27 protein-coding genes are annotated in these 24392 nt (G+C 69.0%); 3 read left to right on the top strand and 24 right to left on the bottom strand.

Translation table 11 applies throughout. From position 1 onward, the window contains the following. Positions 1-29 precede the first annotated feature (29 nt). From GTY67_RS15650 to GTY67_RS15715, 14 genes are all read right to left on the bottom strand, one after another. Positions 30-257, bottom strand: a complete 228-nt coding sequence (locus tag GTY67_RS15650; protein ID WP_161279090.1) for a helix-turn-helix domain-containing protein — start codon at positions 255-257, stop codon at positions 30-32. Between the two features lie 442 nt (positions 258-699). Continuing rightward, entirely contained in the window at positions 700-2184 is a 1485-nt protein-coding gene (locus GTY67_RS15655; RefSeq protein WP_161279091.1) for an ATP-binding protein, read from the bottom strand. 3 nt (positions 2185-2187) lie between these two features. Further along, complete coding sequence (locus tag GTY67_RS15660; RefSeq protein ID WP_161279092.1) at positions 2188-3015, bottom strand: bifunctional DNA primase/polymerase; 828 nt, start codon at positions 3013-3015, stop codon at positions 2188-2190. Beyond that, positions 3012-3707, bottom strand: coding sequence for a DNA cytosine methyltransferase (locus GTY67_RS15665; RefSeq protein WP_161279093.1), 696 nt, complete (start codon positions 3705-3707; stop codon positions 3012-3014). Before GTY67_RS15665 ends, GTY67_RS15660 begins: the two co-directional genes overlap by 4 nt. An 85-nt stretch (positions 3708-3792) precedes the next feature. Then, the gene (locus GTY67_RS15670; protein WP_161279094.1) at positions 3793-4056 is read right to left on the bottom strand and encodes a hypothetical protein; all 264 of its coding nucleotides are present in this window, start codon (positions 4054-4056) and stop codon (positions 3793-3795) included. A gap of 10 nt (positions 4057-4066) precedes the next feature. Next, the gene (locus tag GTY67_RS15675; RefSeq protein WP_161279095.1) at positions 4067-4255 is read right to left on the bottom strand and encodes a hypothetical protein; all 189 of its coding nucleotides are present in this window, start codon (positions 4253-4255) and stop codon (positions 4067-4069) included. After that, entirely contained in the window at positions 4246-4506 is a 261-nt protein-coding gene (locus tag GTY67_RS15680; RefSeq protein WP_161279096.1) for a hypothetical protein, read from the bottom strand. Before GTY67_RS15680 ends, GTY67_RS15675 begins: the two co-directional genes overlap by 10 nt. A 151-nt stretch (positions 4507-4657) precedes the next feature. Then, a complete protein-coding gene (locus GTY67_RS15685) occupies positions 4658-6736 on the bottom strand; it encodes a cell division protein FtsK (protein ID WP_161279097.1) in 2079 nt (692 codons plus the stop codon). Between the two features lie 78 nt (positions 6737-6814). Further along, entirely contained in the window at positions 6815-7138 is a 324-nt protein-coding gene (locus GTY67_RS15690) for a hypothetical protein (RefSeq protein ID WP_161279098.1), read from the bottom strand. Between the two features lie 75 nt (positions 7139-7213). After that, positions 7214-7594, bottom strand: coding sequence for a DUF6251 family protein (locus GTY67_RS15695; protein WP_161279099.1), 381 nt, complete (start codon positions 7592-7594; stop codon positions 7214-7216). 11 nt (positions 7595-7605) lie between these two features. Further along, positions 7606-7923: an RRQRL motif-containing zinc-binding protein gene (locus tag GTY67_RS15700; protein ID WP_161279100.1), complete on the bottom strand. Its 318-nt coding sequence runs from the start codon at positions 7921-7923 to the stop codon at positions 7606-7608. Further along, on the bottom strand, positions 7923-8762 hold the full coding sequence (locus tag GTY67_RS15705) for a DUF2637 domain-containing protein (protein ID WP_161279101.1): 840 nt from the start codon (positions 8760-8762) through the stop codon (positions 7923-7925). The genes GTY67_RS15700 and GTY67_RS15705 overlap by 1 nt, the downstream gene beginning before the upstream one ends. Further along, on the bottom strand, positions 8759-9106 hold the full coding sequence (locus tag GTY67_RS15710) for a hypothetical protein (RefSeq protein WP_237502623.1): 348 nt from the start codon (positions 9104-9106) through the stop codon (positions 8759-8761). The genes GTY67_RS15705 and GTY67_RS15710 overlap by 4 nt, the downstream gene beginning before the upstream one ends. Before the next feature lie 80 nt (positions 9107-9186). Continuing rightward, positions 9187-9456, bottom strand: a complete 270-nt coding sequence (locus GTY67_RS15715; protein WP_161279103.1) for a DUF6284 family protein — start codon at positions 9454-9456, stop codon at positions 9187-9189. A 706-nt stretch (positions 9457-10162) separates the two neighbouring features. Here GTY67_RS15715 and GTY67_RS15720 point away from each other — a divergent pair. Continuing rightward, the gene (locus GTY67_RS15720; RefSeq protein WP_161279104.1) at positions 10163-10924 is read left to right on the top strand and encodes a helix-turn-helix domain-containing protein; all 762 of its coding nucleotides are present in this window, start codon (positions 10163-10165) and stop codon (positions 10922-10924) included. 2 nt (positions 10925-10926) lie between these two features. After that, positions 10927-11400 (top strand): NUDIX domain-containing protein, encoded by a 474-nt coding sequence (locus GTY67_RS15725; RefSeq protein WP_161279105.1) that lies wholly within the window; start codon positions 10927-10929, stop codon positions 11398-11400. Here GTY67_RS15725 and GTY67_RS15730 read toward each other — a convergent pair. Both GTY67_RS15730 and GTY67_RS15735 read right to left on the bottom strand, forming a co-directional pair. Beyond that, positions 11388-11960 carry an HD domain-containing protein gene (locus GTY67_RS15730; RefSeq protein WP_161279106.1) on the bottom strand — a complete coding sequence of 191 codons (573 nt, stop codon included), beginning with the start codon at positions 11958-11960 and terminating at the stop codon, positions 11388-11390. The two genes, GTY67_RS15725 and GTY67_RS15730, sit on opposite strands and share 13 nt — an antisense overlap. Then, positions 11957-12418 (bottom strand): GntR family transcriptional regulator, encoded by a 462-nt coding sequence (locus GTY67_RS15735; protein WP_343238691.1) that lies wholly within the window; start codon positions 12416-12418, stop codon positions 11957-11959. Before GTY67_RS15735 ends, GTY67_RS15730 begins: the two co-directional genes overlap by 4 nt. Positions 12419-12760: 342 nt before the next feature. On the opposite strand from GTY67_RS15735, the gene GTY67_RS34575 reads away from it, so the two are divergent. Beyond that, entirely contained in the window at positions 12761-14932 is a 2172-nt protein-coding gene (locus GTY67_RS34575; RefSeq protein WP_202461455.1) for a hypothetical protein, read from the top strand. 472 nt (positions 14933-15404) lie between these two features. On the opposite strand, the gene GTY67_RS15745 is transcribed toward GTY67_RS34575, so the two are convergent. The 8 genes from GTY67_RS15745 to GTY67_RS15780 all read right to left on the bottom strand — a co-directional run bounded on the left by GTY67_RS15745 (position 15405) and on the right by GTY67_RS15780 (position 24391). Next, positions 15405-16025 carry a flavin reductase family protein gene (locus GTY67_RS15745; protein WP_093686263.1) on the bottom strand — a complete coding sequence of 207 codons (621 nt, stop codon included), beginning with the start codon at positions 16023-16025 and terminating at the stop codon, positions 15405-15407. Next, positions 16022-17482 carry a dihydroorotase family protein gene (locus GTY67_RS15750; protein ID WP_161279108.1) on the bottom strand — a complete coding sequence of 487 codons (1461 nt, stop codon included), beginning with the start codon at positions 17480-17482 and terminating at the stop codon, positions 16022-16024. The genes GTY67_RS15745 and GTY67_RS15750 overlap by 4 nt, the downstream gene beginning before the upstream one ends. After that, positions 17479-18720, bottom strand: coding sequence for an acyl-CoA dehydrogenase family protein (locus GTY67_RS15755; protein WP_161279109.1), 1242 nt, complete (start codon positions 18718-18720; stop codon positions 17479-17481). Before GTY67_RS15755 ends, GTY67_RS15750 begins: the two co-directional genes overlap by 4 nt. Further along, positions 18699-19790 (bottom strand): PrpF domain-containing protein, encoded by a 1092-nt coding sequence (locus GTY67_RS15760; RefSeq protein WP_093686265.1) that lies wholly within the window; start codon positions 19788-19790, stop codon positions 18699-18701. The genes GTY67_RS15755 and GTY67_RS15760 overlap by 22 nt, the downstream gene beginning before the upstream one ends. Further along, the gene (gene asnB, locus GTY67_RS15765; protein WP_161279110.1) at positions 19787-21646 is read right to left on the bottom strand and encodes an asparagine synthase (glutamine-hydrolyzing); all 1860 of its coding nucleotides are present in this window, start codon (positions 21644-21646) and stop codon (positions 19787-19789) included. The genes GTY67_RS15760 and asnB overlap by 4 nt, the downstream gene beginning before the upstream one ends. An 8-nt stretch (positions 21647-21654) precedes the next feature. Then, a complete protein-coding gene (locus GTY67_RS15770) occupies positions 21655-22482 on the bottom strand; it encodes a cupin domain-containing protein (RefSeq protein WP_093686267.1) in 828 nt (275 codons plus the stop codon). 339 nt (positions 22483-22821) lie between these two features. After that, on the bottom strand, positions 22822-23772 hold the full coding sequence (locus tag GTY67_RS15775; RefSeq protein ID WP_161279111.1) for a DMT family transporter: 951 nt from the start codon (positions 23770-23772) through the stop codon (positions 22822-22824). A gap of 64 nt (positions 23773-23836) precedes the next feature. Further along, positions 23837-24391 (bottom strand): cupin domain-containing protein, encoded by a 555-nt coding sequence (locus tag GTY67_RS15780; protein ID WP_161279112.1) that lies wholly within the window; start codon positions 24389-24391, stop codon positions 23837-23839. Position 24392: the final 1 nt, after the last annotated feature.

Raw genomic sequence — 24392 nt, forward strand, 5'->3', positions numbered from 1 at the left:
GGGGTGGCGTCCCGTGGTTGTGGGAGAGGTCAGGCGGCTTGTTGTTCGGCGCGGCGGCGTGCGAGGTACGCGGCCGGGGCGTCGGCGGGTACGCGGCGGAGGCTGCCGATCGTCAGCGACTCCAGTGCTCCGGAGCGGATGAGGGCGAAGCAGGTGGTTCGGCCGACGCGAAGTCGACGTGCTGCTTCTTCGACGGTGAGCAGGATCAGGGTCGGGTCGTCTGCCGCATCAGGTGCGGCTACGTGAAGGTGCGGCACTGGATCTCTCCTGTCGGTGAGGCTGGCGGCGTGGTTGTCCGAGGTGTGGATTTCTGCGTCACCACGTCACCCGCGTCATCCGGGGCTTTGACCTGCGGTTTTGGGTGACGCAGCGGATCGGGTGTGCGTCACCCGTGCGTCACCTTCTGCGTCACCGGATGACGCGGGGGTGACGCGGGTGACGCAGGGGTGACGCAGGATTCGCCGTCTGCGTCACCCCTGTCTGCGCTGCTCAGGGGCCGTTTTCTGTCCGTGGTGACGCAGGTGACGCAGACCTTCCCTACTTAGGAAAAAGAGAAGGGTGTCTGTAGTAGTGGCAGTGATCCCTCAGGCGAAGTGAGGGGCCCTTCGGGCACGACCTCTGGCCGGCGTTCCGCCGAACAGCAAGAAGAGCACCCGGCGCGGCGTGCTCCTCTTGCTGTTCGGATAACCGGTGGTGCGGTCAGAACGCTGCGGCCTGCTCCGGCTGCTCGGGGGGCGGGGGTGCGACCTTGCGGGCCATTTCGAGGTAGCGGCCCGCTTTGGTGCGTCCGCTGTCGATGAGAACGCCCCGGGCGGCGAGGGTGGGTTGAAGGCGCTTGAGTCGGTCGGAGAGGACTTTGCCCGTGGTCGGCCACCCTTTAGGCAGGGGCCGTAGCTCCTCGCCGCTGTAGAGGCGACTCAGGGCGTTCAGCCACTCGGTGGACGTCATTCGCTGCTCGCCACCAGGGTCGAGGGTGTCGGCGTGCTGAAGGACGGTCTGCGCCAACAGGTCGCCTTCGATGACGTCGTCGTTCAGGTCGTCCAGGCTCGCCCGGTACGCGGGCAGCGCTCCGAGCCCGGTGGCGACGTCGAGTTGGGCGCAGAGGTGGGCGAAGTCCGCCATCCGCAGATCCGTCGGGGTCTCCGCCACGGCGGCCCGTACCTTGACCGTGAGATCCAGGAGCGACCCGAGGACCACGGGCAGCACCTCCTCGTACTCCGCCCACAACTCCGCCTCGGTCCGCCGGACTGTGGGCCGCTCCAGCCGCAGCGGCAGCAGCCGCTCCGCGAGGTCCGGGCGGATGACCCCGACATCGATCCCGGTCAGGAGAAGCGGCCGGCGGTAGCGGGCCCGGTGCACGTCCCCGTCCGTGAACAGCGCCCGCTTCACGGACTCGGCTCCGGTGACGATGCAGCACATGGCGTCGGACAGGTCCGGCGTCATGTGGGAGAGGTTGTCCAGGGCGGTGACCCATCCGGCGGCCACGGCCGCGATCAGGTTCTCCTCGTCCTTCGGCGCCCGCCGCAGGTCCCCGCTCATGCCCTCCACGATCCGCACCAGCATCCGTCCCCCGGTCGACTTCCCCGCGCCCTGCGGGCCGGTGAGGAACGGGGCCGGGACGGGCACGCCCGGCCCCAGGCATCCGATCAGCCACGCGATGGCCAGGCACTCGGTTTCGGCGTTGGCGAAGTTGCACAGCCGCATCAGCAGGTCGATGCCCTTGCCGTCGGTGTCCTTGGCCGGCAGGGGGAGTTCCCCGGTGAGCTGAGTACGTCGCCAGCACACCTCACGCGGGTCCGGCACGGTGATCTCCCACCCGTTGGGGTGGATACGGACCGACTGCCCATCCGCGCGACCGAGGTCCAGCCAGGTGGCTCCGTCGAAGCCGGGGGCGACGCGGATGTGCACGGCCTGAGTGGTCTCGGTCATCGCCAGCGCCTCGATCAGGTCCAGCGCCTCCTTGAGCGCGGTGCCGTTGAAGACGCCGACCCCGTCCTTGAACATGCCGACCATGAGTTCCTGCCGGTGGCTTCCCGTCGTGCCCTGGGAGCGGATCGGACGGGCCACGGGATGGCCGTTCTTCTGCGCGTAGACGGTGCCGTCGGCGGTGCGGAAGTACCGGAAGTGGGACTGCGCGTAGTCGCTGATCACCTCACGCGCCGGGTTCTTCTCGTCCTCGGACATGACTCACATCCCCAGAGCGGTTCGGGCGTTGGACCAGGCGTCGGTGCAGTGCCGGGCGCTCTCGCCTTTGGTCTGCGCGGCGGCGAACAGCCGGGCGGCGTGGGTGTCGGTGAGGCACCCGCACCGGCCGTGTGCGGACAGCACGGCGAGGAACGTCCGGTACACCGTGGCGTGGACGCCGCTCGTGGCAGCGGTGATGCGCTGTTCCGCCATAGCGATACCGCGCTCCAGGTAGGCGGAGGTGCGGTGGCGGCACTCCCCGCCCCCGGCCGGTACGGGCGCGGTGACGGGCCGTACGGGCGACGGCTTCTTGACGACCAGGGACCGCACCACGTCGGGCAGAACCGTCATCGTGCCGGTGCCCGCTCCGAGCCACCGGGCGTAGACCATGGTCGACTTGACGTCGACCCCATCCCGGACCGCGTTCGCGGACGACATCGCCCCCCGGTAGATCCAGTGCTCGCCCCGCGTGGTCGGCACGATCCGCGTGGCGGGGAGTGTCCGGCGGGCCCACGCGACCGCGTCGGCGTGGTCCAGGTCGACGACGGTGAGCCCGATTCCCCCAGGGTGGTAAGCCACGGCCGCCACCTGCTTCCAAGCAGGCGCCCATGCAGGGCCGGTGATGACGGCAGGGTCGTTGCTGGCTGCGGCCCATGCATGGCAGGGGCGCGGGCAGTCGCACGGGCCAGGGGTCTTCATGTTCGGCCGGCCGCCGCAGGCGTTGTCCCGGCAGGCCGGGCAGTTCCCGAACGGGACCTTCCCCGCCCGCAACGGCAGCACCGGAACACCTCGGGACGCCAGATCCAGGGCGGTGCTCAGGTGGGCGCTCACGCGGCCACCTCCAGCCCGGTCGCGGCCAGCAGGGTGCGGGCGGTGGTGCCGATCCACTGGGTGTAGGCCGGCGGGACGCATTCGCGGATGCCGTCGCGGTTCATCCAGGGCACGCCCATGACGTCGCGGGCGTGCTGGACGCCGGAGAAGTTGCCAACGAACTGGCCGTAATGGCCGGGCGGGATGGGGCGGCCCATCTTCGCCTGCGGCACGGTGTGAGCGGGGTGGTGGGGCTGGTGGAGGGCGAGCCTGCCGCCGGTCTCGAAGTACCGGTGCCGGTAGGTCTCCACCCCGAACATGGGCCCGCACAGCATCACGGGCCGCTCCAGCTTCGGCAGGGCCCCGCGTACGTTCTCCAGCACCCACGGCCGCCCGGTTGCCTGGAGGGCGGCGCGCGTGGGGGCGATGAGGTCGGGGTGGGTGTTGCCCTGGAGGCGCTGGCAGTCGCTGTCGTGCTGGCACGGCGGCGACGCATGGATGACGTCGAACTCCCCGCCGTGCTCCAGCACGTAGGCGATGGCGTCGGCCTGGACGAACGGGAACGGGTAGCGGGGCTGCGGTGCGGTGTCGACGCCGGTCACGTCGAACCCAGCATCGGCGTAGCCCTTGGCCGCGCCGCCCTGGCAGCAGAACAGGTCGAGTAAGCGCGGCCGACGGGTGTGGTCTCGCCGGATGGGGGCGTGTTGGGTCATGCTGGTGTCTCCAGTTCTGTGAGAAACGCTGGCAGACAAGGGCGGCCCCGGTTCTTTGGCGAGAGAGGGGCCGCCCTTGGCTGTGTCAGAAGGGCGGTTCGTTGCTCCACGGGTCGCGGTCGGCCCTGCGTCGGCGGGGCATGCGTGGCAGGGGGAGCAGGGTCCAGCGGCGGGTTTCGTCCCAGCAGGTGCAGGAGTTCCACTCAGTGCCGGCGTACTCCCCTTCGTGGTCGCCGTAGTCGCAGGCGTGGCCCCCCTCGCCCCCGCAGCGGGGGCAGTCGGGGCGGGGGGTGTCGGTGAGGGTCAGGGTCCGGCGGTCCCAGCCGGTGAGCTGGAGGCGCAGTCGCACGGGGTGCTCCTCAGATGTTGGGGAGGGCGTCGACGAGGGCGGCGGCCATCTCGTTGATGGGTCCGGCGGCTCCGGTGGAGGCGAGGAAGAACCCGAACCCGGCGGCGGTGAACGCGGCGCCGGGGGTGAGGCTGCCGGAGCGCAGCAGGAAGAACAGGACGAGTCCGAAGAGGGCGACGAGGGAGAGGGTCACTGCCATGGGGTGGCCTTCCGGTCGATGGCGCGGGGGCGAGTGCCGGCCGCGTGGATGGTGCGGCTGTCGTTCAGCAGCCGTCGCCCGATGCGGAGTCGGGCGCGGGTTCCGTGGCAGCGGCGGCAGAGGGTGACGGTGCGGCGGCGGGTGCGGACGCCAATGCCGGAGCACTTCCGGCACGGGGCGAACGGCTTCACCGCGCACAACACTGCGTAACCGGCGGCGTTGAGGAGGATGAGGAGGCTAGCGAGCGCCACGAGGGGCTCACATCCCTTCGTTAGGCGGGTTTCCGGGGTTTGCACAGGTGGGCTGCTAGACGCTAGGTCGCAGCTCAGGGGCGGTGTGGGGTGCTAGCGGGGGTGCTAGACCTAGCAGCCGGGGCTGCTAGGTCTAGCAGTCCTGCTGGGGTCAGGCAGCGGCCTTGTTCTGGTTACGGAGGGTGATGGCGGCGGTGATGTCGGCGCGATCGATGCCGCGCCGGTTCTTGCCTTCCCCGGTGTCGGTCTGGCCCCAGACCTGCCCGGCCTTGATGCCGTGCGGCTTGAGAGCGGCGGTGACGTTCTCGCCCTTCCACCCGCCGTAGACATCCGGCTGCGCGCCGGCCAGGCGGGCGGCGATCCGCTCGCACCACACGGCCTTCTCGCCGGGGGCGATGACCGCGAGGACATCGGCCAGCACATCGGACTGCCCGGACTTCTCAGGCCCGGCGCCGATGGCGTGGCCGGTGACGTTGCCGTACTCCTCGCGGACCTGCCGGGCGCGGGCGGCAATCTGCTCGGCGGCCACCGCGTCCACGAACGCACTGGCGACGATGCGCGGGTCGTCCCCTTCACCGGCCATCCAGCAGATGCCCCGGTCGGAGCGGGAGAACATGGTGGCCCGGTACCCGGCCTTGTACATCGACGTGCCCAGCACCATGTCGTTGGCGGGCTGCCCCATAACCTTCAGGCAGAACCGCAGCACGGCGTTGGCGCTGATCCCGGTGGGCAGCGACTTCGCGTCGGGGCGCTGCGTCCCGAACAGCGTCACGATGCCGAGGGCCGGGCCGCGCTTGACGAGGTCGGTGCAGATCGCCTCGATCTCCTTGCCGTGCTCCTCGTGCTCGAACGGCACCTGGCACTCGTCGAACCCGGCCACGATCGGGTGCAGCCCCAGACTCTTGTCGCTGGCCAGTTCGGGGGTGACCTTGGATTCCGGGCAGCGGGAACGCGGCAGGGACTTGATGACCTTCGCCCGCCGGCGCAGCTCCTCCTTCAGCTCCCGCAGCGCGTCCAGGACGTATTCGATATCGTCGTTCTCCTCGCCTGCCCGGTAGCGGTGGCAGACGGGTTCCAGGGCTCCGAAGTCGCCGGTGCCCTTGAAGTCGAACGCGTGCAGCTCGGCGCGCGGGTCGAGTGCGGCGATGAGGAGGAACAGCCGCATCAGGAACGTCTTGCCCATGCGGGGGATAGAGCCGACGACCACGGCGGCGAACATCAGCGTCACGGACACGTCGCGCATGCGCTGGTCGTTGCCGAACACCACCGGCCGAAACAGGTCCACCGTGCCCGACTTCAGCAGCGGCCAGGCCGGCTTGGTGGTCTCGTTCATCGGCTTGTCCCCCACCCACAGCACCAACCGCCCCTCATGCTCGGCCGGATCGGGGGAGGGCCAGACGCAGCCGACCTTGCGGCGCAGCCCGGACGCCAGCGGCTTGCGGGCCTCCATGATGTCCTCGGGCGTCACCCCGTACGGGAGATCGAGGTCGGCACGGTAGCCGGGCCCGTCGCGCACAATCTCGCTGGTGAAGCGCAGCCCGTTCATGTCGCCGCCCTTCTTGATCGCGGCGGAGATCTTTGCGCTCCCGATGGAGTCGAGACCGCGCAGCACGATCGACCCGGTGAGCTTCTGCACCTCCGTCTTCAGCACGGCGGGGCCGATGACCGGGGCGTCGGGCTGCTGACCGGCCGTGCCGAGGAGCAGCACCCCGCCGGCCGCGAACGCGTACATGAGCGCGGGGGCCATGACGTAGAGCCAGAGGGCGAAACCGACGCCGAATACGGCCGCGACCAGGGCGACCAAGCCGCGCAGCCGAACCCGTCCGGCCCGCAGCCGGGCCAGGCGCATGTACTCCTCGACGTCCTCGGCGCGGACGGCGGCGGCCCGCAGGGGGGCGGCTTCGCGGTCCCAGACCCACCGGTTGGTGGTGGCGATGAACCGGCAGGCTCCCCGCGGGGACATCAGCGCGAGACGCCCGGCGTAGACCGGGAGCCGGACGCCGTGGAACAGGGCGCTGTATCCGGCGTTCGCGCCGGCGTGGCGGGCGGTGGCAGTGAAGTCGCGCCGGTCGGTCAGCCAACCGGCAAGCACCGGCTTGCGCTTCTCCACGGTGACCTTCGGCTCAGGCAGCGCGGGGTTGTCGACCGCGACGGGCGCGGTGGTCTCGGTGTCGTCGTCCAGGTCGGGCACCGGCCGCAGATGCGCGGCCGGTGCCGTGGTGTCCGTCATGCTGGTACTTCCTCCTGCTCGATGGGTGGAGAGGAAAGAGGGCGGCCGGTTTCCTTGGCCGGGTCCGGCCGCCCCCGCTCAGTCGCGCTCGGCCTTGTGGACGGCCCGCTCCGCCAGGCGCACGCGCTGCTCGGCGTCCTTGCGGGCCTGGCGGGCGGCGGTCTTGTCGGTGCGGGGTGCGGTGCGCTCGGCGGCCTTGGCCCTGGCCAACTCCTGCCGGGCGGTGGCCTGCACCTCGTGCAGCGCCCTCAGCTCCCGCTGCCCGCGCTCGGCGGCCACGGCGTCAATGGCGTGGATGCGAGCGGTGACCTTGGCGTCGACGCAGTCGGCAAGGGCCTGCTTGAAGCCCTTGCGGAACAGCTTGTTGCGCTCGCGGGACTCGGCTCGGGTGTAGCTGTACACGGTGAACCTCCCTGGTGGGGCCGGTCTGTCCGGCCCTCCACCCGCCCGGTACGAGACCGGACGGACAGAGGGCCGTCAGCGACGGCGGCCCCTACGCAGCGAAGAGGCGGCGGCCTTGCCGTCCGCACCGCCGACCGACTTCACGACCGTCACCACGCCCCAAGTCAGGGCGACGGCGAGGAACGCGAGAAGGGCAAGGTTCGCGGCGATCGCGGTGAGCGCGCCGACGAGGAGGGGACCGAAGTAGACGCCGGCAGCCACCGCACCGGCGCCCATGCCGGAGCCGAGCGCGAGGCGCTGCACCGTCCGGTCCGGCGGGGCCTGGTGGACGTGGACCACCTGCGGCACCGCCGTGGTGGGCTGGTAGGTGGCGGGGAGGTGGTCGGCGTAGGCGGGGGTGCCGTCCGGCAGCGTGACGACGGCCGACGGGCGGGGTGTGGGCAGGTGGGGTTCCATCCGGTGACCTCTCAAGGGGAGTCGTGGCAGGGCACACACATGCCGAGCGAACGCGGGATGCAGTACCCGGCGTCGACAAGGCAGTTGGGGCAGGTGCGGCGGGCTCGCATCGCCGCATCCAGCGCGGCGGCGCGGGCCGGGGTCATGGGGCGTACGGGCTTGGCGTGCTCGATGCGGTAGAGGTAGGCGACCAGCGGGGCCCGACGGCGGCGAGGGCGGTGCAGTTCCGCGACGACGTCCTGACCACCCGGCCGCAACCCCATGGACCGGAGCTGACGGCGAGTGGCCAAACCATCGGGGGCGAGCCGCCACCGGTAGACGTCGGCCATCAGGCAGCGCGTTCGGCGCGCAGGGTCTCGCGCAGATCGCGCGCCCTGGCGGGCGACGTCCGCACGGCCCGCCGGATGCCCTCGGCCGTCAGCTCCTTCACCGGCCAATCGGCTGTAGCCGTACGGGCCTCGATCAGGAGCTGTTCGGCGGTGCGGACCGGTCGACTCGATCGGGCGGCATCGGGGACGCGTCCGGTCGCCCGGCGCGGCCGGGTCGACTCGGCGGCCACCGCACCGATCGGTGCCCGATCGGTCGACTTCACCAGGTCGACCACCACCGGGGCCTCCAGCGCCGCCGGGACCGGTGCCGGGGCGATCGGGGCGGGGGTCGATACCTCCAGGTCAGCCGTCGACCGTTTTACGGTGTTCTCGGGCGCTTCCTTCCGATTCGTGGAATCGGCCGGAGGCTCGATCGGCTGGTGGTGCAGCACCTTAGCGACGAGGTCGGAGCCGAAGTAGATCGACCCGACCGGCAGCGACGTGGCCAGCAGCACCAGGGCCCAGTTCGCGGGGTCCCAGTCGGCCAGTCGACCCCAGTCGACCACCTCGTCATGCAACTGCGGGACGAGACCGTGGACATAGTTGAGGACGAGAGAGGCCAGGGTGTAGGCGGCCAGCACCCGCAGTGCGAACCGTCGTGCGTCACCGGTCAGGACCAGGGTCGCGACCAGAGCGAGCGCCATCAGTCCGTCGACGACGAACGGGTAGAGCGTCGCGGCGGTGGGGTCGGCCCCGGTGGCGGTGGCGACGTCGCGCAGCGCGTTCCAGGACACCCGGAACGCCATCGCGACCACACCGACCAGAGCGGCGACCAGCAGGCCCTTGCCGAAGCGGTTCACGACTGCTCCCCCCGCCACGGGAAGGGGCGGGTGTGGTGGGCGGTGCGGAAGATCCGCACCGCCACGCCGGCGGGGGCGTCGGGCTTGGCGACCGGGCGGGCGCCGCTGATCGAGGCCAGCATGCGGGCGGCGTGGTGCTCGCACCCGTCGGCACCCGCGTTCTCCGCATCGACGACGGTCACGACAACCGGGCCCCCGCACAGGGTCGAGTCCTCCGGGTGCGCGGCCGGGCACCGCACCGGAGCCCCGGCGGGCGGCGCGTCGACCATCTCGACCAGCTGCTCCACGGTCACCTCAAGGCGACCGATCATCCGGGCCATGGCGGACACATCCAGCAGGCTCATGGACTGCGCATCCGCCAAGGCCTGCCGGGCAGCGAGGATACGGCTGCGGTCGTACGCAGTGAGATCGAAGCGACCGCCCATCAGGCAGCACCCCCCGACAGGCTCACGCCGACCGACCGGTTGGCCAGCTCCCGACGAGCGGCCAGCACTCGCCGCCGGGCCCGGCGGATACGCCGCTCGTCCAGCTCGGTCGGGCTGCGGTCGATGGTCACGATCTCCGCGTCCAGCAGAGCGATGCCAGCCAGGATGGCGGGCATCTCCCGGTCGATCGCGTCCAGCTCGGCGTCCGACGGCTCACCGTCGAACGGGTTGGCCGTACCAACGGCCTGAAGTGCTGCGATGCTCTTCATGAGTCGTTCTCTCCCTGTGAAGGTGTGGCGGCTCGACAGCGGCCCCGGGTGGCACCCCGGGGCCGTGCCGTGTTTCAGGTGGTGGTGGGACTCGTCAAGCGGGCAGGCCACCGACGCAACGGCCGATGCCCTGCCCGCATGACGAGTGACGGGAAGCCCGTCACTGTCGTGCCGCAGTTCCTTGCGCGCCTTACGCTCCTTCGCTCGGCCGGCACGTGGTTACTGCGGCCACTCAGTCGCTACTCGCTGAGTGGATCTCCCTCCCTCACGGGTGTCATGGACCGGGTGCAGCCCAACCACCGGGGTCCCCGCGATCCGATCCCTCGGGGACTCTCCCGAGGGCCAGACCGACGACTTAGCCGATGACACCGATTACTCCGTGAAGACGCCGGACTTTTACGCCTCCCCTGCCGCTCGAACCGCGTGTAAGCAAGTCCGGCGGGGTCCCGCTGCTCGTTCAGGTCGAAGCAACCCAAAGAGGGCCCCTTCTGCGCTCCGACTCGAAGTCAATGCAGTACCTGTATTACAGGTCCTGCATTGAGGTTCCGTCAAGCGGAGCTGTGGAACTTCTTGGTTTTGCGCCGGGGAGTCCCTGGCGTGCCATCAGCATCGCCGCAGCTCAAGGGCGTTGGTTACCCCATGCGTGGACAGCTCAAGTTCATCTCGCTACCGTCGAGAGGTCCCAAGACGTCCCACGGGGGTTGCGATGTCCAACGAGCGCCTACGGTCGGCCATGCTGGCGCAGGGGATGAGCGTCCACGATCTCGCCGAGGCGATCGAGGTCAATCCGAAGACAGTGGAGCGGTGGATCACTCAGGGCAAAGTTCCGTACCGGCGGCATCAGTACGCCACTGCCTCACAGCTCAGGGTGGACGTGACGACGTTGTGGCCCGACGACTCGCGCGCGGTTGAATCGGCAACTGACCTCAGCAAGGCGGAGATCGTCACCATCTACCCGCACCGTCACATGGTTCCCAACAACCTGTGGCGGGACATCTATGAGCGGGCTGAGTCGCACATCGACCTACTCGTCTACTCAGGCTTGTGGATGTCCGAAGACCCGCTGTTTCACGACCTCTTGAAGCGAAAGTCGCAGGGGACGACACAGATCAGAATTCTTCTGGGTGATCCCGGGTGCGCTGCTGTGCGTCAACGAGGCATAGACGAAGGTCACCGCATCATGGACGGCAAGATTCGCAATGCGCTGGTGAACTATCGCCCGCTGTTCGCGAGCCATCCCGGTATCGGCTTTCGCCTACATGATGGGACGCTCTACAACTCGCTCTTCCGGTCCGATGACGAGATGCTGGTGAACACCCACGTATACGGAATCGGGGCCTACATGGCTCCGGTCCTGCACCTACGGCGACTGCCTGGCGGTGGGCTCTTCGACACCTATGCAAATAGCATCGAACAGACCTGGGGCGGCGCCCGCCCGGTCTCTGACCACGACATCACCGGAGTTTGAGCATGGGACGCATCGACTACCTTCATGACCCCGACGCCCCGCCGGCCAACTCGGTGGTGCCGTCCGTCGTGGCCTTCGTGCAGAACGAATCAGGTGATGTGCTGCTGATCCAGCGTTCCGATAACGGCCGGTGGGCCCTGCCGGGCGGTGGGCACGATGTGGGCGAGTCCATCAGCGACACTGTCGTGCGGGAAGTCTGGGAAGAGACCGGCGTCAAGGCCGAGGTCGTGGACATGTCGGGGATCTACACCGACCCCGGCCACGTGATGCTGTACGACGATGGCGAAGCACGGCAGCAGTTCAGCATCTGTTTCCGCGCCCGCCCGGTCGGGGGCGAGGTCAGGACGAGTGACGAGACGACGCAGGTCCGATGGGTCAGCCCATCGGACCTGCGTGAGTTCGACATCCACCCCACCATGCGGCTCAGGATCGAGCACGCCTTGGACCGGGACCGGACTGCCCCTTACGTCGGCTGACGCTTGACGGCAGCGAGCCGCTCAAGGGTTCGTGCCGTGCAACCCAGAATTTCGGGTTCGGCTCGCCGGATGAACGTCCCGATCAAGCTGTTCGGCCCGTAGCGGCCCGCGATCTCGTTCACTCGGTCCACCGGGTTCGTCGGGGTGCCGTCCGGTGTGGTGTTCATGTCGCAGAAGCAGAGCGCGTCAGTCAGGTGCGCGTTCTCGCGCGGGAACTCCTCTTCCAGCTCGTCTCGCAACCCACGCGCTTCTGCCTCCATCCAGGCACAGGAGTGATGAGCCACAAGGCGCACCACCCTGTCGTCGGCGTGAGCGACGTCGCGTAGGTATCGCGCCCCGTCCAGTGGGTGAAATCCAGTCTTCGCGAGACTCGGCGCGTAGCCGATGTCATGCAGTACCGCCGTTGCCTCCAGAAGGTTCGCGTCCGAACCGAGGATGGGGGCCAGAGTGCGAGCCCTCTCCGCCACGCCCTGCGAGTGAGCCCACCGGCGAGGCAGGGGTTCGGATAGCAGTGATTCCGCGAGGGGGTAGGCCCACGCCGTCAATGCAGTGGAGCTCAAAGTCTGGCTTCCTCTCCGTTCGGCAGGGACAGAACCGTTCGCTGCTTGCCCTGCTTGCCTTCTGATACCAGCCCGGCAGCCTGAAGCTTGTCGAGCGCCCTCCTCACGGTGGGCCGCGAGACGCCGAAGCGCGAACACAGGGCTGACGTACTGGGGAAGGGCGAACCCACCTTGAGCTTGTCGTCCTTGATCACGTCAGCCAGGCGTTCGGACAAAGGACGGCGGTCGACGTGCTGCCCGCGTCGCACCACTCGCCAGCGCCCACCGGGCACCGGCTCCGCCACCCCCTGGTCCTGAAGGGCGAGGAACGCTCGAAGCGCTACGCCACGGGATACACCGTGGTCGCGCATGAGGTCCGCAGCCGACGGCAGCTCGGTCATCCCGTCGTCGGCCTCAATCTGGGCTTTGACGACATCAGCGATCTTCAGGAAGGTCCCGCGAGGGCTGGCCTGCGACACGCGTCTTCCCTCTTCTCCTCGTAGGTACCTCAAGCCTGCCATGTACTCCTTCCAACGCGCCCCCATGCTGCCAGGAACGCAACTCTGAGACGCTCACCCGCGTAGGCTTCGGGCTCTGGACCACCGCAGTCTGCGTTCGGAGGGAAACCAATGAGAGGCCTACTCGATGAGGAGACACTGGAAGGAACAAACGAGGTCCGTATCTCTTACCGCCCAGAGCGAATGGCTGTCCCTCTGGCCGCCCCCCTAAGCCAGAGTGCGTTCATCAACACAGTGCGCGATGAATGCCAGATCTGGGGTGGGGCCGTAGCACCTCTGGTTCCTCTGTCTTCCGATGGCCTTGTGGATGATACCTACGCCCGCATTATTCCCGGCTCGGCAATAGATGGGATCGAAGGGCTTCACCCGTGGAACTTGATCCACCTTTCCGAGGCAAAGGTGGAATACCCTTGGAAACTACCGGCCCACGGACCTCAGCTGGCTTTCACGCTTCTGGAATCTGGAAAGGTCGATGAATACCGGCCTGTAGAAGTAGTGGAGCTGGCAGCGTCAGACCCATGGAAAATGATCTATGCTGCATGCCTTGGGCTTTTGCCAGAAAATCCAAATCCGGAACTATTGAGCTCTCACCAGTTGATTCCTAATCTCACCTTCGAGAACTTCATCCGCGTCAACAGGGTCGAAGCTCAAGGGTCATTGGATGACCTCTTGCAACGCTTGAGCTCACGCAGTTCTCTTTCTCCACGCCTACTTTCCATGTTGGGGCTTGGGTATGGAAATGCCGGTAGTACCGGAATTAGGACAGCAGGCGTAGTTCTCCCTGCTCCCGAGTTCCCTCGAACTGACGCAGGTCCTAATGTAGTTGTAATTTGCTCACCCGGTGACGTGCACGATTCCGCGCTGCTTTGGAATCTACGTGGCGCAAATGGAGACTCTGCGCCACTGCCAATCGGGATTCCCGTAGAGTGCGTCACCGCTGACAGTCTTCGTTCCTTGCTGAAGACTCCCGGCCTATCACGAAATGGCTTTGCGGTGAACGGCCTGTATGTGACTAGCGCCAGCCTAGCACCCGAAGAAATTCGCGCGCTTATTGGCGAAGACGTCGCGAGTGTGGGAATTGCGAGCTACGCGGATATGCTACATTTCGGCTACCCGGGTAGCGTCTCACGCAATGAAGTGCTCGTTTGGGATAAGGGAAATAGTCAGTTCGTTCCTCTGCCGACTGATACCCATCGCAGTATTTTTAAGCACGGCATTTTTTCTCCCACATCAAGCATGCGGGCGGACGTCAGCGTGCTAGATAGCCCTTTCCCTGAAGGGCCTGACATTAGAGTCACTACATCTAATGCCACCTTTTCTGCGGGTGCCAGCAGTACACGGCCCGTGCACTCCAAGCGCGCGGAGGTCCGGCATCTGTCGTGGCCCAGTAAAATGCTCATGGCCAGATCGGTGGCGTCCGGGAGAGGTTTCGATCTCCAAGAGTCAGAGCCTGGCCGCGCGGCTCGTGTGCTTCTGTCTGGACTCGCCAGCATCAGCATGCTCGATAATCTAGCTCATGCCCCACTTCTTAATATGCTGGAGGAAATGGCGGCACGTCAGGGGTTTGGGTGGTACAAGAACCGGCTGCGAAATATTGGCCTGGAGGCAAACCCTGGACATTCGGTCGGACCCACCACGGATGAACTCCCGGAAAAAACGTTCAATGAGTTCAAGAAGGCGCTCGGCAATAGCGATAGAGCTACCAAGAATTGGCTCCTGTGGGCCGAAAAGTCGCACCTCATCTTGAAGGGTTTTCAATTGGCGTGCGATGCTTGCGACGCGAAGCAGTGGATACCCGTTGCAGCTTTTGCCCCGCCCATTATCTGTCGCGGGTGTGCACGAGAGATGTCAACTCCCTTCGGAGACCGAAGTAATATCGAATTTAGATATCGTCTATCTGAACGCCTGCGGCGCGTGTATGAGCAGGATGCGATGGGACACCTGCTGGTAGCGCGATACTTTTACCAGCTATTTGAGGCGGGAAGGAGAGGCAGGCTAGTCGGTCTCCATCCTGGAATAGAGGTTCACAAAAAGGGGGAAACACGCCTCGAAGGAGAAGCAGACGTTCTTCTCTTCACGAGGAGGGGAGAATTCGTGCCAGTGGAAGTGAAGCGGACGTCCTCCGGTTTCACAGATGGAGAAATCGACAAACTTGGCCACTTGGCTTCATTTTTGAAATCCCCCTGGTCAGTAGTCGCCTGCTGTCAATATGGAAAAGATGCGGGAACGGATTTTGAACAGCTTGCAGCTTACTCGGAAAGTGAGGGGCACTCGCGCATTGTCTTGAGTTATGATGCGCTTCTCGGTCGGCCAATTTGGTCTCTTGGTAGCGATCCATTCCAATGGAATCCGCTTAACTTGGATGAAGTTAAGGAGCGAGAGGTCAAGTACGTGAAGAGAATGGCTGGCCAATCGAAGACCGAGAAATTCAGCTGGCTGGCGGAAGATATGCTGAATCAACCCAAAATGACATAAATGCCTATCCCCCGACGGGTCTATAGCTCACGTGCATGGTCCCTGCGCGGGCTAGGGGACATAGCCGGGCGGCGTGCCGGGCGGGCCGATGTCCGTGAGTGACCAGACGTACGACGATGCCTACGCCGGTTGACGAGCATCGCTGACGACCTAGCTGACTCACGTTCGTTGTCCTGTTCATTGTTCAGTTCGCTGGTGCCCGCGCAGGTTCGTCGTTGTACAACGACCTCCACTGAGCTGCAAGGCGACCGCACATGGACGCTCGTAAACAGCCACTCGCACAGTTGGAAAGCGTGTTGGGGGCAACCCCTCACGAGTTCGAATCTCGTATCCTCCGCCATTGCTCTCACCGGGCAATACGTCGAAGGCCCCCGCAGCTTGCTGCGGGGGCCTTCGACGTTTCAGCACTCGTTGTTCCGGCCTCTGTCCACAACGGTCCGCCGCGCGGCGACGGGCACCGAAGTGGCCGCGATCAGGCGGAGGACTCCGCCGGCCTCGCGTGGGCGAAGCCTCTGTGGTGCCAGATCAGGCCTCCGGCCGGGCGGCCCAGGCAGTCGGACGCGGTGACTCGGCCCACCAGGATCGAATGGTCGCCCCCCTCGATGACGTCGTACCGGGCGCAGGTCAACCGCAGTGCGCAGTCGGCCAGTTGCGGCGCGCGGTGTGATGTCGGTCCGGCGGCCAGGGGAACGTTCGTGAAGCGCTGGTCGGTCGGGCCCGCGAACCGCTTGGCCAGCGCCTCGTTCTCCGGGCCCAGCAGATGGAGGGCGAAGGCGTCCGCCGATACGAGAACGTCGTGGGTGCGGGAGTTCCGGTCCAGGCAGACCAGCAGCAGCGGCGGGTCCAGGGAGAGGGAAGACACCGCGCTGGCCGTCAGCCCCCGCGGGGTGCCCGTCGCGTCGTAGCAGGTCACCACCGTGACCGGGGCGGCGAGGGAGGCCATGGCGGAACGGAACTCGTCGGCCGCTATGTCGCCGGGCGCCGTCGGGGCCGGGGCGGGGGTGCCGGTCACCGGGGAGTCGGCTCGCGGCGCGGAGGCGGGGCGGGTGGAGCGGGGCCTGGTGGACGCGGTCAGCAGGGAGGTGGCGTTCATCGGACCGCTCCTTCCAGTTCCCGGGCCGGCGCGGGGGCCGGTACCCCGTTCGCGGGAAAGTCCGGCAGGGACGGGGGCGGCCCGGTCAGCCAGCGGCCCAGGGGCTCGCCCAGCGTGCCCCGCTCCAGGTCCCAGGCGACGTGTCCACCCCGCACCACGGTGGTGAACCGGCCGGTGAACATCCAGCCCTCGTACGCCGACCAGCCGCACAGCGACTCGACGTGGGGCGCCGAGAGCTGCCAGCGGGCGGCCGGGTCCAGGAGGGCCAGGTCGGCGTCGGCGCCGACCGTCAGCCGGCCCTTCCCGGCCAGGCCGAACAGGTCCGCGGGACCCGTTCCCATCAGCCGGGCGAGGTGGACGGCGGCGGCGTCGGGGGTGATGCCGCGCGCGAGCATGCCCGTCCACACGGAGACGGCCAGTTCCTGGACCCCCGGGAGCCCGGGAGGCGCCTCGGCCGGGGGCCGGTTCTTCTCCTCGACGGTGTGCGGGGCGTGATCACTGCCGATCGTGGACGCCTCCCCGCCGAGCACGGCCTGCCAGAGCCGCTCCCGGTCCCGGGGAGCGCGGATCGCCGGTGAGAGCCGGGTGCGGGGACCGCGCAGGGCGGTGTCGTGGTCGGTGAACGCGAGGTGGTGCCCGGTGACCTCGAAGCTGATCGGCAGCCCCTCGGCCGCGGCGGCGACGAGCAGATCGGTCTCCTCGGCGGACGACACGTGCAGGATGTGCGTCTTCGTGCCGTACGTCCGGACCAGTTGGACGACCTTGGCGACCGCGACGATCGCCCCCGAGCGCGGCCGGTGCGGCTCGTAGGCGTCGTACGACTCGGGGTCGCCGGCACGGGAGTCGAGCAGGTCGAAGACGTGCTGGTCCTCGGCGTGCAGCACGAGGCGCACCCCGCCCCGCGCGGCGGCGGCGAACGCCGCCTCCAGCTGGTGCGCCTCGCGGAACACCACCGGTGCCGTGTGGTGGCCCGCCATGAACGCCTTGGCGGAGGTCGCCACCTCCGGGGCGAGGTCGGCGAGGACCTCGGGGTGGTCCGGGTCGGCTCCGATGTGGAACCGGTGGTCGACGTAGGAGCGGCCCGCGATCAGCGCCGCCTTCGCCCGCAGGGTCGCCGGGTCGAGCGACGGCGGGCGCGTGTTGGGCATGTCCATCACCGTCGTGACGCCCCCGGCGAGCGCGGCCCGACTGCCGTTCTCCCAGGTCTCCTTGTGCTCCAGGCCCGGGGTGCGGAAGTGCACATGGGAGTCGATGAGCCCGGGCAGGACGTACTTGCCCGCAGCGCTCAGACGGGGCCCGGGAGGCAGCGGAGCACCGGGGGCGAGGATCGCCACGACGCGGCCGTCACGGACGACGACGCTGCCTTCGGCCACTCCCTCGGGGGTGACCAGTCGGCCTCCTTCCACCACCAGGTCGGCCCGGGAGGAGGCAGGGGATATGGGAGAGGGGGAGTTCATCGGTTCCACGGCAGGCTCACCAGTTCCTTGCAGAGGTCGTTGGTCGGTCCCATCAGGGCTACGGCCCGGGCGTCGCGCCCGAACCGGTTGATCGGATGCGTCTCCACGTAGCCCGCCGATCCCAGGAAGCGGGCCACGTCCGCCACCACCCGCTCCGCCGCTTCGGAGGCGGCCAGCTTGGAGTGGAGCGTGGTCATGCCGGGGGCGGCGGAGCTGCGCCGGCCGGCCCGCTCCACCACCGCGCGGGCGGCCTCGACCTGGGTGGCCAGGTCCACCAGGCGGTGGCGTACCGCCTGGTGGGCGTAGAGCCCCCGGCGGCCGGCATGCGCGTGGGCGGCGTCGAGGGCCGCCTGGGCGACGCCCACGGCGACGGCACCGAGCGAGGCGCCGCTGTCGCGGACCCGGGCGATGATGGACGCCGCGACGCCCGTCGCGCCGAGGCGTGCGGAGTCCGGCACCACGCACTCCCGTACCGACACGAACCCGGTGGCGGAGCCGCGCATCCCGGTCAGCCGCATCGAGGTGTCGGGCACCAGCCCCGGGTGTTCGCCCGGGACCAGGAAGAACGTCTGCCCGGCCGACCCGTACCCGGTGTCCTGGGAGGCGGCGGCCGGGGCCTCGTCCACCGTCTGCGCCAGCACGAGGTAAACGTCTGCGAGGCCGGCGCTGGTGGTGAAGGACTTGGCGCCGTCCAGGAGCCAGTCCCCCTCGGGCGTGCGGTGCGCCCGGGTCGCGAGGTTCTTCTTGTCGGCGCCGGCCCCGCTCTCCGACCAGGCGGAGGCGGCGAGCCACCTGCCGTCGGCCAGCCTGGGCAGCACCTCGCGGTGCTGGGCGGGCGAGCCGTTCTCGACGATGCGGCTGGTCACGGCGCAGTGCTGGAACAGCATGATCGCCGCCGAGGCGTTCACCGAGGCGACCTGTTCCACACAGGTGTTGAGGGCCACCGCGTCGGCGCCCGCACCGCCGTAGCACTTCGGTACGACGAGGGCCAGCAGCCCGCTCTCGCGGAGCACCGCGACGGCTTCGCGGTCCGGCTCCCCGGTGAGGTCGGCCGCCTCGGCGCAGGCCGCCAGCCGTTCCAGGGTCGGAGGTGTCGGCAGTACGGGGGCGGGGCGCGCGATGACGCCGGGGACGGATCGGCGGTGGTCACCGGGGAACGGATCGATGCCGAAGGGGTCGGACAACGCTCGGGGGCCGGTGTCGTCGCGTACGGCGGTCAGGCTGTCAGCGGAACCCACGGGTTCTCCTCGGATAGGGGGGCGGGCGGGGTGAGGCGGGCGGAGACAGCGGGGGGCTGGGCCGTCGCGGACCGGGGACCCGGCAGCAGCCCCCGGTACTCGACCTGCTTCTCGGCGACCGACACCCAGGCGAGCCGGCGCCGCCCGTCGGGGCCGGACGTCGAATGGGCGGCCACCCGGACGCAGCCGTCCGGGGTGCGGACCTGGAGCAGGGCGTCAGGGTCCCGGGCCGCGCGGCCCGCCAGCGACCAGGGGACGGTGCCGGTGATGCCGGCGGCGGCGCCCAGGCAGATGGCGCCGGTCAGCGCGACCGTGGGATGCCAGGAGGGAACCGAGACGGCCCGTACGTACAGGCCGCCGCCGTCCTGCGGGAGCACGGCCGCGATCTTGGGAAAGGCGCCGAAGGTGCCCCAGCCCTGCGAGGCGCAGACCGCGATCCGCAGCCGGGTCATCGTGTCGAACAGGCCGGGGGCGTCGCCGAAGAGGGCGTCCGGTCCGTCGACGCCGAGGTGCGTGGCGTCGACGAAGGCGTACGGATTGCCCATCGACACCAGGGACACGGGCACGGACCGGCCCTCGAAGGGGACGTGGGTCACCGGCTCCCCCGTCATCAGGAGCTCCGGCAGCTCCAGCGGCGGTGAGCACAGGAAGTGCGCCGTGAACCGGGTGCCGCCGCCGAAGGTCTCCTCGGCCTCGCAGACCACGTTGTCACCGTTGTTGAGGACGTTGACCCGGACCCGGCACCCCGGCACCAGCGGCTGGATCATGCCGATGCGGGCGGCCGCCTCGACGGCGGCCAGGATCGAGTGGCCGCAGGAGCCGCGGAGGTCGAAGCTGTCGTGGCTCTGCGGCAGGGACTGGACGAACCGGTAGTCCAGGTCGAACAGCGGGTGCCGGGAGGGCCGCACGATGGCGTTCTTCAGCACATCGGCCGAGCCATGCCGGGCCAGGTCGGCCCGCAGACCGGCCAGCGCGCCCAGCAACTGGGGATCGGACTCGGGAAGGTCGCGGCCGTCCAGCACCGCGGTGGGGCAGGGTGCGCCGGCCGCCTTGACCAGGGAGACGATCATCCGGCCACCACCGCCAGCTCGCGGGTCTGCCGGTTCGAGCCGGCGGACGTGCCGAAGAACTCGCTGCGCCACATCTGATGCGACATCAGGGCCCAGAGGGCCAGCGAGGTGCCGTCGGACGGCCGGGCCTCCTGCTCGGCGAACAGGGCGTCGACCACCTCGTACCGCAGTCGCCCGTCGGCACGCAGGGCCTGGGGGGACAGGACGTCGCGGGCCATCGCCCACAGCCGCTGCCCCGGGCTCAGCATGGCTGTGATCGGCAGGGTGAAGGGCTGCTTGGGCCGGTTCAGGACGCTGTCCGGCAGCAGTCCTTCGGCCGCCCGGTACAGCGCGCGCTTGACGCCGACGCCGGGGACGGTGCGGTGCTGGTCGGGCAGGGACGCCGCGAAGCGCACCACGCCGGGCTGGCAGAACGGGAGCCGGGCCTCCACCGAGCTGGCCATCGAGAGGTGGTCGACGCGGCGAAGGTGGTAGGCGGGCAGCCGGTAGCGCTGTTCGATCCGGGTGATGCGCTGGAGGCGGCTGCCCTCGCCGTGCGTGAGGATGTCGGTGAGGCCGGGCGGCAGGGGGGACGCGCCGGGTGCGTGGACCCGGGCGGCGTAGTCGGCGGTGTACAGCTGCCGGCGCAGCGAATCGGGCACCGCGGCCAGATGGTCGAGGTAGGGGGTGGCCCAGTCGGCCCCCTCGGGTGCGGCGAGCGCCTGGGTCATGCGGCTGTAGCCGCCGAAGAGCTCGTCGGCCGCGTCCCCGGTGAGGGCCACCTTGAATCCGGCGTCGCGGACCGCCCGGAACAGCGAGAAGGTGGAGAGGGTGATCGGGTCGGCGTTGGGCTGGCCGAGGTGGCGTACGACGTCACCCATCAGGTCCGGGAAGGTGGCCGGGTCGATCTCCACCTGGTGGTGCACTGTGCCGGTGTGCCGGGACACCTCCGAGGCGAAGGCCCGCTCGTCCCCGGGCCAGTTGCCCGTGTAGGCGATGTTGAACGTGTGCAGCGCCTCGCTGGAGCCGCGGTCGAACAGGATGCGGGCCGCGAGCGCGGTCACCAGGCTGGAGTCGAGTCCGCCGGAGGTGATGGCCGCGACCGGCGCGTCGGCGATCAGCAGCCGGGAGACCTCGCGGGTCAGCAGCTCCCGCAGCGACTCGCCCGCCCGGGACAGGCTCCGCTCCTCGTCGACCGGCGGAGCCGACTCGTACCCCATGCGCCGGGAGGTGAGGCGCAGGCCGCCCTCGCGGGTGACGACCGCGGTGGTGGCGGGCGGCAGGACGTCGATGCCCTCGAACATGGTCCGCTGGCCGAAGGGGGTCTTGGCCGACAGGTAGGTGTGCAGGCCCAGCTCGTCCTCGTAGGGGCGTACGCCGTCGAAGCCGAGCAGGGCGGGCAGTTCGGAGGCGAAGTGGAACCGGCCGCTGCGCTCCTCCCAGTGGTAGTAGAGCGGCTTCATGCCGGAGGCGTCGGTGGCGATCACCAGGCGCGGTTCCCGGCGCAGGTCCATCACGGCGACGGAGAACATGCCGTCGAGGTGCTCGGCGAAGCGGTCCCCGTACGTGAGGTAGAGGGCGGGAAGAATCGATCCGTCGCAGCGGTCGTCGAAGTGGAAGCCCTGGCGCATGAGTTCGGTGCGCAGCCGGTCGTGGTTGTAGATCTCGCCGTTGAAGACGACGGTGATGTCGCCCAGGCGGTAGGGCTGGTCCCCGCCCTCGGGGTCCATGATCGAGAGCCGGTTGTTGCCGAGGGCCCAGCCGGACTGCCGGGCGAAGGACTGGGCGTCGGGGCCGCCGTGGTGCTGGAGGGCGGCGACCCGGCGCATCTCGTCATCGGTGGTGCGGGCGTGGAAGGATCCGTGGATTCGGCACATGGCTCAGATCACCTGACGTCGGAGGAGAGGCCGGCTGCGGAATAGAGCGCCGGGTCATAGGGACTGGGACCACCACAGGTCACGAAGCGCCGGGCGCCGGGCGCGGTGTGCGGGTTGCGGGCGCCGTGCAGGACACCCGGCGCGGCGTACAGGACGTCCCCGGCGGCGACATCGATCCAGCGGTCGCGCAGGTACATCTGGCCGATGCCTTCGAAGGCGATGAACGCCTCGTCGCTGTCGGGGTGCAGGTGGACGTTGAAGGTCTGGCCCGGCTGCTGGATGCCGCAGTGCAGGCAGAGCTGGCTGCTGCCGTTGCCGGGCCAGAAGACGAAGTTCATGGTGGCGCGGTCGGCGTCGGGGGCTATCTGGCCGGTGCCGCCGAACCCGCGCAGCTGGGTGGTCTCGTCCCAGAGCGTGGAGAACGGCTCGGGGTCGGTGCCGGGCCGGCGCCCCGCCGTGAGGGGCGTACGCCAGATGTAGACGACGAGTCCGTCCGCGCCTGCCGTGAGGCTGAGGGCCTGACCCGTGGGCGCGTAGACGGCGTGGGACCGTTCGACGCTCCGGCTGCGGGAGCCGACCGTGGCCGTCCCCAGGCCTTCGAAGACGACCGCGGTGTTCTCCTCCTCGACACTCGACTCGGGGCCGAAGGACTCGCCCGGGGCGATCCGTACGACGTGCAGCGTGACGTGTGTGGAGCCGACGGCAGGGCTGACCGGGGTGGCGAGTTCGGTGAGCCGCCCGGCCAGCGGGGCGAAGACGAAGTCGGCGGTGGAGATGATCCGGGCGTCCCCGAGAGAGGGAGTGACGGGAGCCGGCGAGGTGGTGGTGCGCGTCATGCGAAGTGCTCCTTGGGGAGGGGAGGGAGGCGAGAGGACGCCGGGAACGGACGGGGTGGGCGGGGCCTGGTGGCGACCTGTGAGGCAAGGTTCGCGCCGGCCGGTCCTGTCGCACTCCCGCATCGCTACCGGGCCCGGGGAGGTGGCCGGGAACCGATCCGTACCGCAGGCCACTTCTCGTGCTGCCGCGGCGGTCTCGACGGCCGTCCCGGCTCGTTGCGCCATGACGCAACGAGCCGGGGCCGGAGCGGACCCTGGGAAGGGTGTCCGCGCCGGCCCCGGCTCGTTGAGGCGTGGCTGGGCTGGGCTGGGCTGTACCGCGGTACTGCGGGAGCGGTACTACGGGCGGCTCTTCTGCGGCACACGGTCGGGTGCGACCGGTGACGTCGGCTTGGGCTTCCCCGACTGCGACAGGGCCGAGATCCGGCCTTCCGCGAGGGCGAGGGCGGCGATGACGATGACCCCGCCCACCGGTACGTTCCAGGTCAGCGGTTCGCTCAGGGCGAGCACCCCGACAACCACGGAGAACACGGGTACGAGGTAGTTCACGCCGGAGGCCGTGGTCGGACCGGCGTCCGCGATCAGTCGGTTGAGCAGCGCGAAAGCGATACCCGTGGAGGCTGCGCCGAGGACCAGGAGGGCGAGCAGCGGCTTGGCGGTGAGGTCGCCGTGCAGGCTCCAGCCGGTCACGAACGTGGTGAGCACCACCGTGATGACGGAGGCCGCGCTCAGCTGGGCCGCGGTCACGGAGAGCGCGGGCAGCTTGTGGGGGCCGATGAAGCGGCGGATGTACACGAAGCTGACGGCGTAGCTCGCGGCGGCGCCGACACAGGCGAGCTGGCCGCCGATCGAGCCGAAGCCGTCGGTGTTCCACGGCCCGACCACGATGATCAGCCCGACGAACCCGCCGACCAGGCCGGCCACCTTGCGGCGCGTCGGCTTCTCCTCGGAGAGCGCGAGGGCGGCGACGCCCATGGTGATGAGCGGGGTGGCCCCCTGGATCACGCCGGCGATGGTCGCGGTGGTGTGCTGCTCGCCGATGGCGAAGAGGGTGAAGGGGATGACGTTGCCGAAGACGGAGGCGACGGCGATGTGTCCCCAGAGCGGGCGCGACGGCAGGGGAAGGCGCTTCACGGCGAGCATGGCGAGGACGACGAGTGCGCCGACGACCAGTCGGCCTGAGGCGAGCTGGAGGGGCGCGAACGCCTCCAGCGACATCTTGATGAAGGCGAAGCTGCAGCCCCACAGGGCGGCCAGCAGACCGAAGCGGCCCCAGTTGGCGATGTTCATGCGGTGATCTCCTCGAAGAGACGGGGGAAGGGAGGACAGGAGCAGGGCCGGTGAGCCCCGCCGGTCAGTGCTGTGGGGCGGCGTGTGCGCCGGCGGGACCGTGGTGGTGACGGTGACCGTCGCCGTGCGTATGCGGGTGGGGGTGGTCGTGATCCGTGTCCGGGGCGTCGACCTCGAACTGGTCGTACTTCTCCATCAGGGCGACCATCTCCTCGCGGGAGGGGCGGTTGCCGTCGGCGAGCAGCGCGGCCAGGCCCTCGAAGTAGCCCTCCCGGTGTTCGGCCGGCGTGAAGATGATCAGCATCTCGACGAGCGAGTCGCTCTCGTTGCGGAAGCCGTGCACCGCGTTCTCCGGCACGTGCAGGAAGTCGCCGGCACGTGCGGTACGCCAGCCGGTGCCGTCGTGCAGCCGGACTTCGCCCGTCAGCACGTAGAAGGACTCGGAGATCCGGGAGTGGTAGTGCGGGTCCGCCCCTCCGGCCCCCGGCAGCATCGAGTGGTGGAAGAGTCCGAACCGCCCGTCGGTGGTTTCGGCGAGTGCTATGAAGCGGGTGGTCGTGGCGGTGCCGATCTCGGCCTTCACCGCGTCCGCGTAGGCCCGGAACATCGCGTGGCTCATG

It is taken from the genome of Streptomyces sp. SID8374, from assembly GCF_009865135.1.
In the GTDB taxonomy this organism is placed as follows: Bacteria; Actinomycetota; Actinomycetes; order Streptomycetales; family Streptomycetaceae; genus Streptomyces.

What these genes read in the sequence shown, in the direction of transcription:
- GTY67_RS15770 (WP_093686267.1), bottom strand. Translation starts at nt 22,482, where the DNA reads ATGACGCGCACCACCACCTCGCCGGCTCCCGTCACTCCCTCTCTCGGG.
- GTY67_RS15685 (WP_161279097.1), bottom strand. Translation starts at nt 6,736, where the DNA reads ATGACGGACACCACGGCACCGGCCGCGCATCTGCGGCCGGTGCCCGAC.
- asnB (WP_161279110.1), bottom strand. Translation starts at nt 21,646, where the DNA reads ATGTGCCGAATCCACGGATCCTTCCACGCCCGCACCACCGATGACGAG.
- GTY67_RS15695 (WP_161279099.1), bottom strand. Translation starts at nt 7,594, where the DNA reads ATGGAACCCCACCTGCCCACACCCCGCCCGTCGGCCGTCGTCACGCTG.
- GTY67_RS15700 (WP_161279100.1), bottom strand. Translation starts at nt 7,923, where the DNA reads ATGGCCGACGTCTACCGGTGGCGGCTCGCCCCCGATGGTTTGGCCACT.
- GTY67_RS15780 (WP_161279112.1), bottom strand. Translation starts at nt 24,391, where the DNA reads ATGAGCCACGCGATGTTCCGGGCCTACGCGGACGCGGTGAAGGCCGAG.
- GTY67_RS15725 (WP_161279105.1), top strand. Translation starts at nt 10,927, where the DNA reads ATGGGACGCATCGACTACCTTCATGACCCCGACGCCCCGCCGGCCAAC.
- GTY67_RS15710 (WP_237502623.1), bottom strand. Translation starts at nt 9,106, where the DNA reads ATGAGCCTGCTGGATGTGTCCGCCATGGCCCGGATGATCGGTCGCCTT.
- GTY67_RS15655 (WP_161279091.1), bottom strand. Translation starts at nt 2,184, where the DNA reads ATGTCCGAGGACGAGAAGAACCCGGCGCGTGAGGTGATCAGCGACTAC.
- GTY67_RS15715 (WP_161279103.1), bottom strand. Translation starts at nt 9,456, where the DNA reads ATGAAGAGCATCGCAGCACTTCAGGCCGTTGGTACGGCCAACCCGTTC.
- GTY67_RS15760 (WP_093686265.1), bottom strand. Translation starts at nt 19,790, where the DNA reads ATGATCGTCTCCCTGGTCAAGGCGGCCGGCGCACCCTGCCCCACCGCG.
- GTY67_RS15775 (WP_161279111.1), bottom strand. Translation starts at nt 23,772, where the DNA reads ATGAACATCGCCAACTGGGGCCGCTTCGGTCTGCTGGCCGCCCTGTGG.
- GTY67_RS15720 (WP_161279104.1), top strand. Translation starts at nt 10,163, where the DNA reads ATGTCCAACGAGCGCCTACGGTCGGCCATGCTGGCGCAGGGGATGAGC.
- GTY67_RS15745 (WP_093686263.1), bottom strand. Translation starts at nt 16,025, where the DNA reads ATGAACGCCACCTCCCTGCTGACCGCGTCCACCAGGCCCCGCTCCACC.
- GTY67_RS15665 (WP_161279093.1), bottom strand. Translation starts at nt 3,707, where the DNA reads ATGACCCAACACGCCCCCATCCGGCGAGACCACACCCGTCGGCCGCGC.
- GTY67_RS15750 (WP_161279108.1), bottom strand. Translation starts at nt 17,482, where the DNA reads ATGAACTCCCCCTCTCCCATATCCCCTGCCTCCTCCCGGGCCGACCTG.
- GTY67_RS15675 (WP_161279095.1), bottom strand. Translation starts at nt 4,255, where the DNA reads ATGGCAGTGACCCTCTCCCTCGTCGCCCTCTTCGGACTCGTCCTGTTC.